Origin of the sequence: uncultured Veillonella sp. (assembly GCF_938010505.1) — a bacterium.
Lineage (GTDB): Bacteria > Bacillota > Negativicutes > Veillonellales > Veillonellaceae > Veillonella.
The window spans coordinates 1-18,400 of the sequence record NZ_CALLVP010000050.1; the positions used below are offsets into that span (position 1 = coordinate 1).

The 18,400-nt window shown below is 40.9% G+C and carries 12 protein-coding genes and 1 other RNA gene; all 13 read right to left on the minus strand.

Features of this window, described 5'->3' with window-relative positions:
- Positions 1–1,751, minus strand: a 1,751-nt coding sequence (locus Q0507_RS02705) for a YgiQ family radical SAM protein (protein WP_298711992.1), incomplete at its 3' end; no start/stop codon positions are given.
- A gap of 39 nt (positions 1,752–1,790) precedes the next feature.
- Positions 1,791–2,243 (minus strand): helix-turn-helix transcriptional regulator, encoded by a 453-nt coding sequence (locus tag Q0507_RS02710; protein ID WP_004696413.1) that lies wholly within the window; start codon positions 2,241–2,243, stop codon positions 1,791–1,793.
- A gap of 48 nt (positions 2,244–2,291) precedes the next feature.
- Positions 2,292–5,036: a DNA translocase FtsK gene (locus tag Q0507_RS02715; protein WP_298711999.1), complete on the minus strand. Its 2,745-nt coding sequence runs from the start codon at positions 5,034–5,036 to the stop codon at positions 2,292–2,294.
- A gap of 82 nt (positions 5,037–5,118) precedes the next feature.
- A complete protein-coding gene (locus Q0507_RS02720) occupies positions 5,119–6,420 on the minus strand; it encodes a replication-associated recombination protein A (RefSeq protein WP_298712002.1) in 1,302 nt (433 codons plus the stop codon).
- Between the two features lie 85 nt (positions 6,421–6,505).
- Positions 6,506–6,676, minus strand: a non-coding RNA gene (gene ssrS / locus Q0507_RS02725) — 6S RNA.
- An 80-nt stretch (positions 6,677–6,756) separates the two neighbouring features.
- Positions 6,757–8,562: an aspartate--tRNA ligase gene (aspS, locus tag Q0507_RS02730; protein WP_298712005.1), complete on the minus strand. Its 1,806-nt coding sequence runs from the start codon at positions 8,560–8,562 to the stop codon at positions 6,757–6,759.
- An 8-nt stretch (positions 8,563–8,570) separates the two neighbouring features.
- On the minus strand, positions 8,571–9,842 hold the full coding sequence (gene hisS, locus Q0507_RS02735) for a histidine--tRNA ligase (protein WP_298712008.1): 1,272 nt from the start codon (positions 9,840–9,842) through the stop codon (positions 8,571–8,573).
- Complete coding sequence (gene hemZ, locus Q0507_RS02740) at positions 9,842–11,269, minus strand: coproporphyrinogen dehydrogenase HemZ (protein ID WP_298712010.1); 1,428 nt, start codon at positions 11,267–11,269, stop codon at positions 9,842–9,844. The genes hisS and hemZ overlap by 1 nt, the downstream gene beginning before the upstream one ends.
- A complete protein-coding gene (locus Q0507_RS02745; RefSeq protein WP_298712013.1) occupies positions 11,262–11,753 on the minus strand; it encodes a Fur family transcriptional regulator in 492 nt (163 codons plus the stop codon). Before Q0507_RS02745 ends, hemZ begins: the two co-directional genes overlap by 8 nt.
- A 40-nt stretch (positions 11,754–11,793) precedes the next feature.
- A complete protein-coding gene (locus Q0507_RS02750; protein ID WP_298712016.1) occupies positions 11,794–12,429 on the minus strand; it encodes an MBL fold metallo-hydrolase in 636 nt (211 codons plus the stop codon).
- Positions 12,429–14,669, minus strand: a complete 2,241-nt coding sequence (locus Q0507_RS02755) for a bifunctional (p)ppGpp synthetase/guanosine-3',5'-bis(diphosphate) 3'-pyrophosphohydrolase (RefSeq protein ID WP_298712018.1) — start codon at positions 14,667–14,669, stop codon at positions 12,429–12,431. Before Q0507_RS02755 ends, Q0507_RS02750 begins: the two co-directional genes overlap by 1 nt.
- An 11-nt stretch (positions 14,670–14,680) precedes the next feature.
- On the minus strand, positions 14,681–16,663 hold the full coding sequence (gene recJ, locus Q0507_RS02760; RefSeq protein WP_298712024.1) for a single-stranded-DNA-specific exonuclease RecJ: 1,983 nt from the start codon (positions 16,661–16,663) through the stop codon (positions 14,681–14,683).
- Positions 16,664–16,856: 193 nt separating this feature from the next.
- Positions 16,857–18,275, minus strand: a complete 1,419-nt coding sequence (hydG, locus tag Q0507_RS02765; protein ID WP_298712021.1) for a [FeFe] hydrogenase H-cluster radical SAM maturase HydG — start codon at positions 18,273–18,275, stop codon at positions 16,857–16,859.
- Between the last annotated feature and the right edge of the window lie 125 nt (positions 18,276–18,400).

Below are 18,400 nucleotides of genomic sequence, written 5' to 3' on the forward strand. Positions count from 1 at the left end.
ATTAAATCACGTCGATTGGCTTCTATGAGAGCCTCTTTAACAAGGTCATAGTTTTCAATATTTTTAAACTGCATCAAAGCGCGTTGTTTTGCTTTATCTCGCCCCTTTTTAGCAACATATACAGGCTTTCCATCTAGTGGATTAATGCCCGTATAATACATGCAAGTAGAAAGACTACCCGGCGTAGGGATAAAATCCTGTACTTGCTCAGGGTGCATATGGTGATCTCGTAAAAATTCCGCCAATTCAATAGCATCCTCTAACGCACAACCTGGATGAGAGCTCATAAAGTACGGAACTAAATATTGCTTCTTACCAAGCTTTTTATTCGCCTCTTCAAACCAAGACTTAAAGGTTAGAAATTCTTCCTTACCAGCTTTTCCCATCATATTGGTAACCCGTTTAGATACATGTTCTGGGGCTACCTTTAACTGACCACTTACGTGAAACTCACAAAGTTCCCGCACAAAGTCTTTATTGTTATCGGCCAGTACATAGTCATAGCGCAAACCGGAGCGAACAAATACCTTTTTTACACCTTTAAGCTTACGTAGTTTACGCAGTAAAGCAATATAATCATTGTGATTTGTATTCAAGTTTTCACAAGGCTCTGGAGCCGCACAGGTACGCCCTTTACAAGCACCATAAACAGCCTGTTTATCACAAGCTAGATGGCGGAAATTTGCCGTAGGACCACCTACATCGTGGATATATCCCTTGAAGTTATCCATGTTAATCATCTTGTGTGCTTCGTCAATCAAAGACTCATGGCTACGATTTTGGATAATACGACCTTGATGATTCGTGATGGCACAGAAAGAACAACTGCCAAAACAGCCACGTTGGCTTACAAGGCTAAACTGAACTTCGCTTAACGCTGGTACACCACCCTTATCATCGTATTTAGGATGCCACTTTCTGGTATATGGCAAGTTATAGACACCATCCATTTCGTCCTGCGTCAATGGCAAGGCAGGTGTGTTCTGAATGAGATATCTGTCCCCATGTTTTTGGACTACAATACGACCATAGAACGGATCTTGTTCATCGTATTGAATGCGGAATGCATCGGCAAAGTCCATCTTATCCGCCTTAATAGCTTCATAGGATGGGCACTCTACATAGTCAATAGTAGGAATTTCCTTTGCCATGTAGCAAATACCGCGTATAGACGGCAAGGACTCTTTAAATCGTCCTTGATCTAAGGCATCGGCTAGTTCAATGATTTGAAGCTCTCCCATACCATAGACGAGTACATCTGCCTTGGCATCTACTAAGATGGAGCGACGCACCGTATCTGACCAATAGTCATAATGACCAAAGCGACGCAAGGACGCTTCTATACCACCGATGATAAGAGGTACATCACTATAAGCCTCCTTCATACGGTTGGCATATACCAAGGTAGCACGATCCGGACGATGCCCTGATTCACCACCGGGAGAATAATCATCTTGACGGCGAATTTTCTTTGCTGCCGTAAATTTATTGAGCATTGAATCTAGATTCCCTGCTGTAACTAGGGATGCAAGACGTGGTTTACCTAGTTTCTTGAAAGCCTCTACATCATTCCAATCTGGTTGATCTATAATGCCTACACGATAGCCTTTGGATTCCAAGTATCTACCGATAACCGCAGGAGCAAAGGACGGATGGTCCACATAGGCGTCCCCACTGATGAGAACGAAATCTAATTCGGCCCAACCACGTTCCTTCATATCCGAAGGTTCTGTTACTAAAAATCTATCCATTGACTGTGTAAATGCCTTTCTATCATTCCTAATCAATCATTAGAAAAGGAATAACCATAGTAAAAATAATGCCATACAAAATAGAATAATCCCCAAAATAATGCGTTCTTGTACAATAGAGCGTTGACGTTTTCGTTGACGCGTTTCTAAAGACATACGCTTTTTAGATGTTTGGTATTCAACGAACTCACTTTGTACTAAATTAGGAGTCGCTTGAGCCTTCCGTCTCGTAACAGAACGCAAAGAAAATGTATCTATGTCCCCTACTTGTCCTTGATATACTTTTACCAAGCGATCCCCATCAAGATCTAAGTAGTTGCCATAGTTTCGAATAAAGCCTTTTACGTAGACTTGACCAGGAATGATATCATAGTTGCCATCTTCGATAGCTTCTAAATAGGTTGTTTTAATGTGCAGCACTTGCTCCACATCTTTAAAGGTTAGATTACGTCTTACCCGTTCACGTCGTAATTCTTCGCCTAATTCAGCCATTTTCGTTCCTTTCTAAATCTACGTAATATTCATATAGTAATTAGCTAATTATTGCTCATCATTGGAATCGGAGAAATATCTAGCCTTAGCTTGTTCAGGGCTCATTAAGATTTCTCGAGCCTTACTGCCCATGCTAGGGCCAACGATTTTAAGGTCTTCCATTGTATCTACAAGACGTGCCGCACGGGTATAACCTATCCGGAAACGACGTTGCAACATAGATACGGAAGCTTGACCAGATTCCATAACGAGATTAACAGCTTGCTCTAATAATTCATCGCGGTAAACATCATTAGCATCAGAAGATTCTTTTTCAGCTTCCTTTTCCACATCTTGAGTTACCGTATTATCATATTCTGGTTCTCGCTGAGCTTTTACAAACTCTACAAGTTTTTCTACCTCATCATCAGAAATAAAGGCCCCTTGTACACGAATAGGTTTATTAGCACCAATCGGAGCAAATAACATATCACCTTTACCCAATAATTTCTCTGCCCCTGCCATATCAAGAATGGTACGGGAATCAATTTGAGAGCCTACTGCAAAGGAAATACGGCTCGGCACATTGGCCTTAATAGAACCGGTAATAACGTTAACAGATGGTCGTTGTGTAGCAAGAACCATGTGAATACCTGCAGCACGAGCCATTTGTGCTAAACGACTAATAGACTCTTCAATATCATCAGGAGCCGTCATCATAAGATCAGCTAACTCGTCGATAATCAACACGATTAACGGCATAGCAGCCTTAGGATGCGCTTCATTGTAGCTCTTGATATCGCGTTTACCAGATGCAGCAAACGCCTTATAACGAGCCTCCATTTCACGAACGGCCCAGCGCAATACAGCTGCCGCTTTTTTCATATCCGTTACAACCGGAGCCATCAAGTGAGGAATTCCGTTATAAATAGACAATTCAACCATCTTAGGGTCGATTAATAATAACTTAACCTCTTCCGGTTTACGGCTAAAGAGAATACTAGAAATCAATGTATTTACACATACGGATTTACCAGAGCCAGTCGTACCAGCTACGAGCAAGTGAGGCATCTTAGCAAGATCCGTAATGACAGGTTTACCTGCAATATCCTTACCAAGACCGACAGGAATACCACCACGAGCATCTTTAAAGTCACTACAATCAAGTACATCACGTAAATGAACGGCCTCTGTCGTTTTATTAGGCACCTCAATACCGATGGCAGACTTGCCTGGAATCGGAGCCTCCATACGGATATGTTGCGCTGCTAAGTTGAGAGCAATATCATCTGTTAAGTTAACGATACGACTTACTTTTACGCCTGGTGCTGGCTCAATTTCATAACGCGTAACAGTTGGACCTTGTGTAGCATTAACAACCTTAGCAGTAATACCAAAGTCACTCAATACATGTTCAAGCATCATCGCATTTTGCGCTACTTCTTCACCATTGTTTTGACTCCCCTTCCCTTTCGCCAAAATATCTAGACTTGGGAAGTGGTACGGTCTATCATAGGAACGATGAATTTGGCCATCTTTAGATACAGCTACTTGTGCCGTATCTTCTGTAGTACTAATAATGGACGGTACTTGTAATCCCATGCCTGCCATTCCGGCCCCAGCACTTACAGAGCTTGCAGCCGCCCCCGTTCCAGGTACAGCAGAAGCGATAGCACCGTGATTAGTTTCCAATGGACCCATCGTTGTATTTTGATAGGAGAATTCTGGTTCTTCGTCATCAGAATTTTCTACAGTTCCAAACTCATCTGTATACTCTTCATCTGGTGTATATGCATAATCCTCATCTGGAACATATACATAATCATCACTCGTAGATCTATGCGTACCAGAGAATTGCTCAAAGTCATCAGCTTCATAAGACTTCACATCACCAGATGCTTCAGAAATAGTAGCCAATTGCTCAGCCGCACGATTACGTGCTTCTATCTCAGCCAATTCCTTCCAAGATGTAGGAGGTTTCGGTGAATCAACAATTGTTACTGTATCCTCAATAGTTTCAACATCTGTAGCTGAAGCAGAACCAAAGAGATCTCGTTCAGTAGCAATACCCTGTTTTTCTAATGTATCTAATGCTTGATCTGCAGCATCAGCAAAACGTGTATCTTTTTCCCTGTTATAAGCTTTACGCTGTTCTGCCGCTTCTTTACGCTGTTCATTCCAGTCATCAAACACTTCTTTTGCAACAGCGACCTTCTCAGCAGCTACCTCCTTAGCTACATCTAGACCAACTTGCGTTTTGTCCGCAGCCTTTTGTAATCCACTGCGCAAAGACAAACGTGTCACAAGAAGACCAAAAGCTATGAGTAAGAATACATCAAGAATAATAGCCCCTAAGTTTCCTAATAATGTACGAAGGAATGTAGCAATCGCGCCGCCTACGACACCACCTTGATTAGCCAGTTGTGTAGTAATGAGTTCCTGCCCCTCAGGAACTCGCCACAAAGGAACAAGAGCTAACAAAAATAGGAAAAACAAGGTCATTACAACGCCTCGTTTTGTAATGGAAATAAATGTATCCTTATATAATAATCTCCAACCTAACCAGAAAACGCATAAACAAGGAATGATACCGCCTAGCCCAAAGCCATAACGGAATACACCTGTTAAAATCTGCCCTACAAGGCCGAGTTCAAATCCGAAAAAGCCGAGCAAGGAAATCACAGCAAAGGCAATGACAATAAGGCCTTTCACTTCGCTGCGCAAAGAAAAACTTTGAGACTTTGATTGCTGTTTTGTACTTGTTCGCTTACGGCGTGTGTTGCGTCTTTTGGTGGAAGTATTTTCTTCTGCCATAAATCTATACAAACCCCTTACTTATATAACATTACAGTAAATTAACTTATCATTATATTATAGCATATATCGTAATATTAAGTTAATTTTTACGACGTTTCTCCCAGTCGTGAAGTAACTGTTCCTCAGTCCCTCTCTTTATGCCCTTATAGTAGGTAGCATCGACTAGAGGCGTTGGTAAATACTGCTGTTTTACATACCCATTAGGATAGTTATGAGCATACTTATAAGCTTTCCCATGACCTAATTTACTAGCTCCGCTATAGTGACTATCTTTCAAATGATCAGGTACTTGTCCACAATCCTTATGTCGCACATCAGATATAGCAGCATCAATAGCTACATAAGCAGAATTACTTTTAGGTGCGAGAGCAACATAACACGCAGCTTCGGATAATATAATGCGTGCCTCAGGAAAGCCTACCATATGAGCCGCTTGAGCTGCTGCATTTGCGAGTATGAGAGCTTGTGGATCCGCAAGACCTACATCCTCTGCTGCACAAATAACAATACGACGAGCAATGAAGTTAGGATCCTCTCCGGCTTCAATCATACGCGCTAAATAATGTACTGTTGCTTGTACATCGGAGCCACGCATACTTTTAATAAAAGCTGAAATTGTATCGTAATGACTATCACCTTTTTTATCATATGTATATATGCGACGACCTACGACCTTTTCGAGAACCTCAATAGTAATCGTCCCCTCATCGGGAACCATAGCTGCGGCTTGTTCAAGAATATTAAGGGCCATACGTCCATCACCATTGACGAAAATCCCCACATCTTCCAAAACTTCATCGGTTACCTGCAGATGACGCTTGCCAAGGCCTACCTCTTCATCAGTAATGGCGCGACGTAAAATTTGACCGATAGCCTTTGGAGTAAGTGCTTCTAATGTAATAAGACGCAAACGAGACAAAAGTGGTCTATTAACTTCAAAGAACGGATTCTCTGTAGTAGCACCAATAAGGATGATAGTTCCATCCTCTACACAGGGTAACAACACATCTTGTTGGCTTTTATTAAAGCGATGAATTTCATCGAGGAATAGAATTGTTCGTTGCTGTAAAGAACGAACCCGTTTACGAGCGTCTTCAATGATGGTTCTCAACTCACCAATACCAGCGTTAGTAGCATTCAGGTTTACAAAATGACTATTGCTCACCTTAGCTATGATTCCGGCTAACGTCGTCTTACCTGTTCCACAAGGCCCATAAAAAAGCATAGATGGTATTGTATCCTTCTCTACCATAACACGCAAGAATGTCCCCTTCCCTATGGCCTTCTCTTGACCATATAAATGATCCAGTTTAGTAGGACGCATTCGTACAGGAAGTGGCTCGTATGTATTTGTAGGTGTCATATCAAATAAACTATCCATTCTATCACCTCAATTCGCACCCAGTTTAACTATCGTATTTTAATATCTATAACTATTCAATCAAAAAACAATGTCTTACACGCAAAAAAGCCCCACCATGCCGTAATGTACCGCGTTTTGATCCTGCAAGGGCAGGTGGGTGTCCTCCTCATCCTGCAATTGTCCCGTAAGGGCGTAACGTTCAGACGAGAGTCAGACTCCCAAAGTAAATGTGTTGGCTCAAAACTGCGATATCACACGCACATGGCAGGGATATCTTATACTTAAATAGTATCAGAAAGATTAGCAATTAACAAGTCTTGACATTTCGATTTCAATCAATTCTTGCCTATGTTTTTACACTAAAGATTGCTCTTGTTCTTCTTCTACATCTGGTTTAATATGCAACTCTTTTAATTGCTTAGGTTCTACTTCAGATGGAGCTTGGCTCATGATATCAGAAGCAGATTGAGTTTTAGGAAATGCGATTACGTCGCGGATAGATTGACGTTTTGCCATCAACATAACAAGACGATCAAGGCCAAATGCACAGCCTGCATGAGGAGGTGCACCGTATTGGAATGCATCAAGCATGAAGCCGAATTTAGATCTTGCTTCTTCAATAGACAAACCAATTGCTTTGAATACTTTTTCTTGTACGTCAGCTTGGTAAATACGCAAGGAACCGCCACCGATTTCTACGCCATTCAATACCATGTCGTAAGCAATCGCTTTTACACTGCCAGGATCGGATTCTAATTTATCAAGATCCGCATGGCGTGGCATTGTGAACGGATGATGCATTGCAACATAACGTTTTTCGTCTTCGCTATATTCGAACATAGGGAAATCAGTTACCCATGTAAATGCCAATTTATCTTGGTCAATCATGTTCATACGGCGTGCCATTTCAAGGCGTAATTCGCCTAATGCACGTGCCACAGTTGCAGGTTTATCAGCAATCATCAATACAAGGTCGCCACCTTTAGCGCCCATTTTTTCACCAATATTGCGGATTGTATCTTCACCTAAGAACTTCATGATTTGAGACTTGATGGAACCATCTTCATTGAAGCAAGCCCACGCAAGGCCTTTAGCGCCGTAACGGTTTACATACTCAACAAGGTCATCAAGTTCACGGCGAGGAATGCCAGCGTCACCAGGCACAACGATACCTTTAACTACGCCACCATTGTCGATAACAGAGCGGAATACTTTAAATTCTGTATCTTTTACGAGATCAGTTACATCAGTAAACGCCATGTCGAAGCGAAGGTCTGGTTTATCAGAACCGTATTTATCCATTGCTTCATCCCATGTAATACGAGGCATTGGCAAGGTGATTTCTTTGCCCATTGTAGTTTTAAATACATGAGCAACCATTTCTTCAAGCATGGAGTAAATGTCTTCTTCATCTACAAAGGACATTTCCAAGTCGAGCTGAGTAAACTCAGGTTGACGGTCTGCACGCAAATCTTCATCACGGAAGCAACGAGCGATTTGGAAGTATTTTTCATAACCAGCAACCATCAAGATTTGTTTGAAAATTTGTGGAGATTGTGGCAATGCATAGAATGTACCAGCATTTACACGGGAAGGCACTAGATAGTCACGAGCGCCCTCTGGCGTAGATTTAGTAAGCATTGGTGTTTCAATTTCCAAGAAATCGCGGCTATCAAAGAAGTCGCGCATTGCTTTGGTTACCTTGTGACGTAAAATCAAGTTGCGTTGCATTTCAGGACGGCGTAAGTCAAGGTAACGGTATTTCAAACGAATATTTTCATCTACATCGATATCATCTTGGATATAGAATGGAGGCGTCTTAGCGGAGTTCAATACGCGCAACTCTTCACAGAACATTTCGTATGCACCTGTAGGAAGGTTAGGATTAATAGCAGATTCATCACGTTTTGTGATAGTACCACGCACGCAAAGCACATATTCATTACGAACATCCTCTGCTTTGTGGAACGATTCTACGTTATGATCTGGGGACGCTACTACTTGTACTACGCCAGAACGATCGCGTAAATCCAAGAAAATCAAACCACCATGGTCACGACGGCGTTCAACCCAACCACATAATACGACCTCTTTACCTACCTCTTGTTCAGAGATGGTGCCACAACCGTGCGTACGGTGTAAGCCTTGCATTGTTTCCATTCTAATTGTCATCCTTTCACCAAAGAAGTTATACGTTCAGCTACTGTATCAAGAGATACAGTCTCTTGTTCACTAGTATCCATGAATCGAATTATGGCTTCTTTACGAACCAATTCATCATCACCCAATATAATAACATATTTCGCATTAATTTTGTTAGCGTATTTTAATTGTGCCTTCATACTTTTGCCCTGCCCGTCCATTTCAACAGGAATATCAAGACTGCGAAGTTTTTGGCAAATTTTGAAAGCCTCTACCTTAGCCGCATCACCAAGAGCTACTACGAATGCAGATGGTTCTACAGTTGGTTCAGGCAATAGGTTTTGTTTTTCAAGAGCTAATAATAAGCGCTCCATGCCCATAGCAAAACCGATAGCTGGGGTATGCGGTCCATCGAGCTCTTCTACGAGACCATCGTAACGGCCACCACCGGCTACGGCACTTTGAGCACCTAAAGGAGTATATTGTACCTCAAAGGCTGTTTTCGTATAGTAATCAAGGCCACGTACGAGACGAGGGTTCAATGTATATTGCACATTAGCTGCAGTTAAATAGGTTTTCAATTCTTCAAAATGATCATGACACTCTTCACATAAATGTTCGTGAATTTCAGGAGCACCTACGGACAAGGATTTACATGTTTCATTTTTGCAGTCTAAGATACGCAATGGATTCTTGTATAGACGCTCTTGGCAATCGCTACATAATTGTTCCTTTTTAGGTTCAAAGAAAGCAATCAGCTTTTCGCGGTATACAGGCCGACATGTCGGGCAACCTACAGAGTTCACCTCTACATTGAGGTCTTTAAGGCCAAAGTCTTTTAACAGTTGTACAACCATGCAAATAACTTCGCTATCCACTACTGGAGATTGAGAACCTAATACCTCCGCACCAAATTGGTGGAATTGACGATAACGACCTGCTTGCGGTTTATCATGACGGAACATAGGGCCCATATAATACCATTTTGTGAGACCTTCTTTACCATATACTTTATTTTCTAAGTATGCGCGCACAGCAGACGCCGTATTTTCAGGGCGTAAGGTAAAGCTAGAACCACCGTCATCACCGGTGGTAAAGGTGTACATCTCTTTTTGTACTACATCTGTAGTTTCACCGATACCTCGCAAAAATAATTTAGTTTCTTCAAAGGCAGGTGTGCGAATTTCATTGAAGCCGTATACTTTACAAATTTCACGCATACGTTGTTCAATATAGTGCCAATTTATCATCTGTTCTGGCAAAAAGTCTTGTGTACCTCTTGGTTTTCTTATAGCCATTACACAACCTCCCAAAATCTTTCACAAATTCTATGTCGTTTCTCTAAAAGTGCATCTATCGTTTCGTGATAAACATCTACGTCTTTTGGCATATGCTGTTTAAGCTGACGATATTCAGGGGCGCGCATCCACTTAGACGAGCTACCAGGGCCCATGGATAGAATATTTTGCCGTTCTTCCATGATCTGAATATTGTATTCGCATGCTTTGCCAGGCAAGGTGTAGCCGATATTCTCTAACTGCCCTCTCATATATTGTTGGCGATATAAATAATATGGCACATAACCAGCCGCTTCAAGACGCTCTTTACCATATTGTACCATTTCCGCTACGAGATTTTCTTCAGGAATATCATCTTCCATATGTAAATCGTACAACGGGCTACCACGTTTTAATGCTAACGTATGAATTGTAACATTTTCCGGCAGATTTTGACATACATAATCCATATTCTCTATCATGTTTGACATCGTTTGGTTAGGCAAGCCTGCGATAAAATCCATATTTACGGCTAATGATGTATTGTTTTTTACATATTGTAAAAGCTCATCAATATCCCGTGCACTATGACCGCGTCCAATGCGCCGCAAAATATCATCTTGCATCGTTTGTGGGTTAATGCTGATACGATTTACACCTAGCTCTAACATAGATTGTAGTTTTACGGGATTCACAGAATCTGGCCGCCCCGCTTCTACGGTAAACTCATGTCCTTCTGGCACAAGTATAGACAACAGTTTTAGGACTTGGTGAAAGTCTTCATCCTCTAGCACTGTTGGAGTGCCGCCGCCCATATAGAGAGTATCTACTGTTAGATTATAGGAATCAACAATAGATTTCATATCTTCTATATCACGGTTTAAAGCCCTTAGAAATTGACTTTTACCAGCATAATCCTGATAAAGACCATATGGAAACGAGCAATATACGCAACGCGTATCGCAGAAAGGAATACCACAATAGAGACTTACCTTTTTATCGTCTGTATCAGATAGAAACGGACGTTGATATTCGCCAATGGCCCTCAAAGTAGCAAGCTTTTCCATAGACACAGAAAACTCGTCCCTAATGTGACGAGTTGCTGCGTGGACAGAGCCATATGTATCTATATATTTATGTAGTAGCTTTGTAGGGCGCACACCTACCATGGTTCCCCATGGAGCCTCAGCAGGTAAGCCTTGATATTCACGCAAATAGCGCAACAAGGCTTGTCCAATTTGACGACGCCCCATAGAGGAAACAGTTCCTTCAAAAATCTTAATTGTATCACCAATAGTAACAGTTAATGTATATATTCCTTCCACTTCATGCGCTTCAAGGATAACCTCTGGATGTACCTTATCAGAAAAGAGTCCTGCCGCGCCACAGTTATGAGCTACTACGGAGCCAAGTGGTAATGGCCCCGTATATAGATATCTATTAACCATGGTGATGGGACATACGCTCAAGCTTTTCTAATTCTGCTTCAGTCATATGATTTTGGCAATCACTACAGTAACCATATACTTTCAATTGGTGGTCAATGGTACGGAAGTTCAACTTTTTAGCGATAATAGATTCCAATGTTTCAAGCATATCGTCTTCGAATTCAGATACTTTGCCACATTTTACGCAAATCAAATGATGATGGAAATGAGCAAACTCTTCGTCATTTAATTCATAGCGATTACGACCATCACCAAAATCAAGGCGTTTTAATAAATCGAGTTCTGTGAAAAGATCAAGAGTTCTGTAAATTGTTGCCAAACCGATATCAGGGGCAACTTCTTTTACAAGAACATATACATCTTCAGCACTCAAATGATTTTCTTCAGCATCGATAAATGCTTGCAAAATCGTTTGACGTTGTGTCGTCAATTTGTACTTTTTGTCTTTAATGCGTTCTTTTAATTTTTCTAATGTTGTGTTCATGATAATTTCCCCTCGACTGTAAAAAATAATTCGTTTAAACCTACTGACCAACAAATGGGTTGTATTGTTTTTCATACCCTATATTTGTTTCCGGTCCATGACCAGGATACACCATTGTATTATCAGGTAATGCATAAAGCTGTGTCTTAATAGCTGCTATCAAGGTTTCATAAGAACCATTTGGAAAGTCTGTACGACCTATGGAATCTCTAAACAGAGTATCCCCTACAAACACAAGACCTTCCATGTAATAACACACACCACCTGGCGTATGACCTGGCGTTTCAAGTACTTCCAAATCGATAGCCCCACATGTAATATGGTCACCTTGTTTAACCTCGATGATATCTGCCTTCACCTTAATCGGTGTAGGGTTGCTATAAGCGCTGAGATTTAACTCTGGATCCGCTAAATATGACACATCCCCCTTATGAATATATACAGGAACTTGATATGCATCTACAATCTCTTGTACCCCACCGATATGGTCGCCGTGACCATGCGTGAGTACAACCGCCTTCGGCTTTAAGTCATGTTTTTTTAGCGCATCTAGTACTTCAGCTGTTGCAGGATCGATAATGAAAGCTTCACCTATCGCTTTATCACCGATAACATAGCAATTTGTTCCTAATGGACCTAAAGGCATGCGCATAAGTACTAATTGTTGTTCGCTCATTAAGCCCCTCCTTTACTACGTTGAACAGTATAAACTTCGCGAATACGACGCAACTTAGTCATTACAAAATCTAATTGTGAAATATCACGGATATCAACCGTAACATTGATACTTACATTTTTTGTATCCTCTTGCACCTTAGCATTAATGTTGGTAATGGTAATTTTCAATTCTGAAAGCACCGCCATAACCTCCATGAGAATGCCAGCTCGATCGTAAGCTTGAATATCAATACCTACGTGGAAAGATTCACCAGAGGATCCATCCCAAGAGACTTCTATCATACGCTCCAAGTCTTCAGGTGTATGGCCCATGCTAGTACAATCACAGCGATGGACCGAAACACCACGACCACGAGTTATGTAGCCTATAATATCGTCGCCAGGTACAGGATTACAACATTTGGCCATACGTACCATAACACCAGCTTCACCTTTAACGAGAACGCCTGTGCCATTTTTCGTTTTCTTTTGACCTTGAGATTTTAATTTCTCAATAATTTGCTCTGTACTGCGCTTAGATTCCTCTACCTCTTTAGATTTTTTATAAAGTTCTATTAAACGCAATAGAACGGTGCTCACAGGAATGCCACCATAGCCACAAGCGGCAAACATTTCCTCTTCTGTGCCGGCTTTAAGTTGTTTCGTTACCTGTTGTAAACGGTTGTCCGCACATAATTCTTTCCAATTATGATTTAATCGTTTCGCTTCTTTTTCAAGAGAGTCTAAACCTTTTTCAATATTTTCAGCTTTATTTTCGCGCTTGAACCAGTTGCGAATCTTGCTCTTACTTTCAGAAGAACCTACGATATTCAACCAGTCGAGGCTTGGACCACCGGTTTTAGATGTAATGATGTCTACGATATCGCCATTTTGTAAAGTGTAATCAAGAGGTACAATTTTACCGTTTACCTTGGCACCAACACAGCGATGACCTACATCGGTATGAACGCGATACGCAAAGTCAAGCGGCACAGAGCCAATAGGCAACTTAACAACATCACCTTTTGGTGTAAATACGAATACTTCTCCTGAGAAAACATCCAGTTTTAAAGCATTAACCAGCTCCGTAGGATTACTCGTATCTTGCCATTCAAGAACTTGACGCAACCATGCAACCTTTTGGTCAAATTCTTTATCACCGTTTTTACTACCTTCTTTATAACGCCAATGAGCAGCCACACCGTATTCAGATACACGATGCATTTCCCATGTACGAATTTGAATTTCTACAGGTTGCCCCATCGTACCAATAACTGTAGTATGCAAAGATTGATACATATTAGACTTCGGCATAGAAATATAATCTTTGAAGCGATATGGCAATGGTTTCCACAAGCTATGAGCAATACCGAGTACTGCATAACAATCAGGAATGCTATCAACAATTACACGAACAGCAAGCAAGTCATAGATTTGAGATAGATCGCGATTGTCCTTTTTCATCTTCTTATAAATACTGTAGAAGTGTTTTGGACGTCCTTTAATGTCCGCCTTGATATTGGCTTCGCCTAAGGCCTTAGTAAGTTGACTCATTGTATCATTAACGATGTCTTCACGGACTTGGCGTTTTTGTTTCATTTGATCTACTAGATCATAGTATTTTTCCGGCTCTAAATAACGGAAGGATAAATCTTCCAACTCCCATTTCACATTGAAGATACCGAGACGATGTGCCAAAGGTGCAAAGATTTCTAAGGTTTCCTTAGCAATACGCTTTTGCTTATCACTACGCATATGCTTTAGGGTACGCATATTATGCAAGCGGTCACCCAATTTAATAACTACGACACGTACGTCCTTCGCCATGGCTAAAATCATCTTTCGATAGTTTTCCATTTGGCGATCTTCTTTTGTTTCATATTGAAATTGGTTTAATTTTGTTACTCCATCAACGAGGAACGCTACTTCAGAACCAAACATCTCCTCTAGGTCTTCCTTCGAGTAAGATGTATCTTCGACCACATCATGCATAAGAGCTGCCATGAGTGTAATATGGTCGATTTGTAAATGTGCCAAAATATCAGCTACAGCTAGCGGATGCATAATATATGGTTCACCGGAAGCTCTAAACTGACCTTCGTGAGCCTTATCAGCAAGCTCAAAAGCTTTTAATACTTGGGCACACTCATCATCTGTTAAATACGTATGGATATACTCCATAAACTCAGCTAAGGCTTTACTTTTATCAAAAGTAGTTTGTTCCACCAAAGCTTTGCCTTCTTCATTTACAGTTGTCATGATGTCACCTCCTATACACTATAAGTAAGGAATGTTACGGATGTGACAAGATCTAATTTTCCTTCAATGGCATTCCATCTAAGCATTAATTGACCATCATCACTTGTATATTCTTCAACAATGCCCAATTCTTTAAATACATCAATAGATGTTAGAGCACTGCGATTATTCTGATCTGCCGGCTTGCGGCGCAATATATCTTGTTCTACATTATAAACCGACTGACTGCGACCTCGCATGGACTGTTTTATTATGACATACATTTGTCTAAGTCCTTCTGTAGAAAGCTTAATCGGCTCTTCAGTCAACGGTTCAATAGCTTGAATCATGAGCTGCGGAGAAACCATGCCTTGCCATTCATTCTTCTGCAAGGAGAATGCAACTTTTACCACTGTTCCCACAAAGATTAATTTAAATAAATCAGGGCGATTCCAAGCTATAGCATCTAATATACCATTCGAAGTTGCAAAAATTACCTTACAGTGATTTTTTAATTGCCCCATGAGCATAATATCCTGTACGGTAGCGTCCATAATAGCAAAGACTGGGGTACTATTGGCCATCCCATAAGGTTCAAGGGCTGATACGCGGTCAATGATATCGACATCGATATCATCAACAGGTAGTTCCGCATCAATGGCCACAACGGGAATATATTCCTCAGCAGTAACAACTTCTTTACAATACTTCGTTAAACGGTCTCGTAACTCATCAATGCGATTTGCATCGATGCTAAAGCCTGCCGCCGCAGCATGCCCACCAAACTGTAGCAAGATATCCTCGCAAGATTTTAATGCATCATATATGTTAAAGCCATCTATACTACGGCACGAACCTTTACCAACGCCATCATGAATACTGATAACTAAAGTTGGTTTGTAAAACTCCTCTACTAGACGAGAGGCAACAATACCAATGACACCTGGATGCCACTCTTCGCCGGCCACAATAGTTACATAATCAGCTTTATGGCCTTGATTGGCTACATCTATACGAGCCAACTCGTGAATACTTCGTTCTAGCTCTTGTCGTTCACGATTTGTTTCGTTTAATTCCTCCGCAATTGCCTCTGCTATATCTGTATCATCGGTCACGAGTAATTCAACAGCACGCGTTGCATGCGTTACGCGACCAGCTGCATTAAGGCGAGGTGCTAAAATATAACCAATATGTCCGGAGGTGATAGTTCGTTCATGGAGCCCCACTACATCAATCAGCTTATTAATCCCCAAATTAGGATAGCTATTCATCTTCTCTAGACCTGCTTTTACGATGATGCGGTTCTCACCGACCAAAGGTACTACATCAGCTACCGTGCCAAGTGCGACGATATCTAAATCATCTAAGTACCATTCTCCGTGCTTTGTAAGCCACAAGGCTTGGCATAATTTGAAAGCAACCCCTACGCCAGATAAGTTTTTATCCTTATATGGACAGTCCTTTTGCTTATGATTTATGACGGCCTTCGCTCGTGGAATCATATCTGGAGCCGTATGGTGATCCGTAATAATCATATCGATGCGGTCCCGTACAGCCTCTACAATATCGTAAGAGCTAATGCCGCAGTCTACGGTAATTACCAAAGCCGTTCCCCGTTCAATAAGGTGCTCTAAAGCCTCTAAATTGAGACCATACCCTTCGCTTTGACGTTCTGGTATGTAATAGGTAACATCAGCATCTAATTTCTTTAAAAATCGATAGAGTACAGATGTTGCAGTAATACCATCCACATCATAATCGCCATAAATAACGATTGGTTTGTGACTTTCAATTGTCTCCAGAATTAGTGACACAGCCACGTCCATATCTTTCAAAGTGAATGGGTCTAATAAATCTGACAAAGTACCTTGCAAAAATCGACGGCCTTCGTCAACATCAATCTGACGATTCACCATTAATTTAGCCACAATAGGGTTCACACCAAGTTCACGGATTAAGATAGACTCTTTCTCCCGGTCACCTTCACAAAGGCGCCAACGTTTTTTCTTAATCATCATATCCCTCAGTAGTTCATAATCAATATTATTCTTGAATTCAACGTATTATCATTATCATTTTTATTTATTATACCCTAAAAAGCGAATAAAATAAACTATTTTATATATTTTATTCTCATTTAAACTTTGCTATTTTCTCAACAAAAAGAACCTCCTATTATCAATAGGAGGTTCCATATCAGTGAATTACTTAGAACCGGAAGTCTCGTTCGCCGTCCTTCATCTGTGCAATATAAGCTTTAGCTTTTTCTTTAACTAAATCATTTTTAATATTTTCTAACTGTTGTTCGATGACCTTAGCACCATGAGCCTTAGTCTTTTCATCACCGTAATCCATGATGTATTCGTTTAATGTCATCAACGCATTAGGTTGGCAACAATTGTGAATTTGACCGGATTTAGCAAGTGCCATGAAACGGTCCCCTGTTCTGCCCGCACGATAACATGCAGTACAGAAACTTGGTACATAACCAAGGTCTAATAGCCAGTCTACGATTTCATCTAATGTACGCGTATCGCTGCGATCAAATTGTGCAGAATTATCTTCTGGTTTCTCTTCTTCTTTGTAACCACCTACACTAGTACGAGAGCCTCCGCTGATTTGGGAGATACCAAGAGCCAATCCGCGTTCGCGCATTTCTTGAGTTTCGCGTGTGGACATAATCATACCAGCATATGGAGCAGACACACGAATGAGAGCAACAATTTTTTCGAATACATCATCAGGTACAGCATTACTGAAATCATCTACATCAATGTCATCGGCGGGACAAATACGAGGCACAGAAATGGTATGTGGACCTACGCCAAATACTTCTTCTAAATGCTCTGCATGCATCAACAAACCTACAAAATCATATTTGTAATGTTCCAAACCATAAAGCACTCCGATGCCTACATCATCAATACCACCTTGCATAGCGCGGTCCATCGCCTCTGTATGGTAGGCGTAGTCGCTCTTAGGACCTGTTGGATGTAAAGCTTCGTAGTTTTCCTTATTGTACGTTTCTTGGAACAATGTGTAAGTACCAATACCCGCTTCGTGTAATTTCTTGTAGTCCTCAACGGAACAAGCTGCAATATTTACATTTACACGACGGATTTCACCATTTTTATTTTTAATACCATAAATTGTCTTGATGGATTCCAAAATATATTCAAGTGGATTATTAAGAGGATCCTCACCAGACTCAATTACGATACGCTTATGGCCCATCGCTTCTAAAGCAATAACCTCTTCTCTTATTTGATCTTGAGTTAACTTTTTACGTTTAATATCGCGGTTTTTAGAATGATACGGGCAGTACACACAGCCATTGATACAATAGTTAGACAAATATAATGGTGCAAATAGAACGATACGATCGCCGTATATAGCTTTCTTGATTTCCTTTGCTAAAGCAAATAGCTTTTCCTTATATTCAGGTAATGGACATTCTAATAGAACTGCTGCTTCCCTGTGGTTTAATCCCTTAAATGTAGCAGCTTTCGCCAAAATAGCATCCAACAACTCCCGATTTTCCTTGTTTTCCTCTGCATAGGCAAGAGTATCAAGGATTTCCTGATGGGAAATAAATTCCTCCGCCTTTGGAGATTTTACATCATACATAGTACTTACCTCAAATCTTTCTAGTGGCAATGCCACCCCTCTTTAGGTTTATGAAAGTATATGACAACCAGTCTTCTGGTATTTCACTGATACTGTACATAGTATACCACTATTCCTACTAAAAA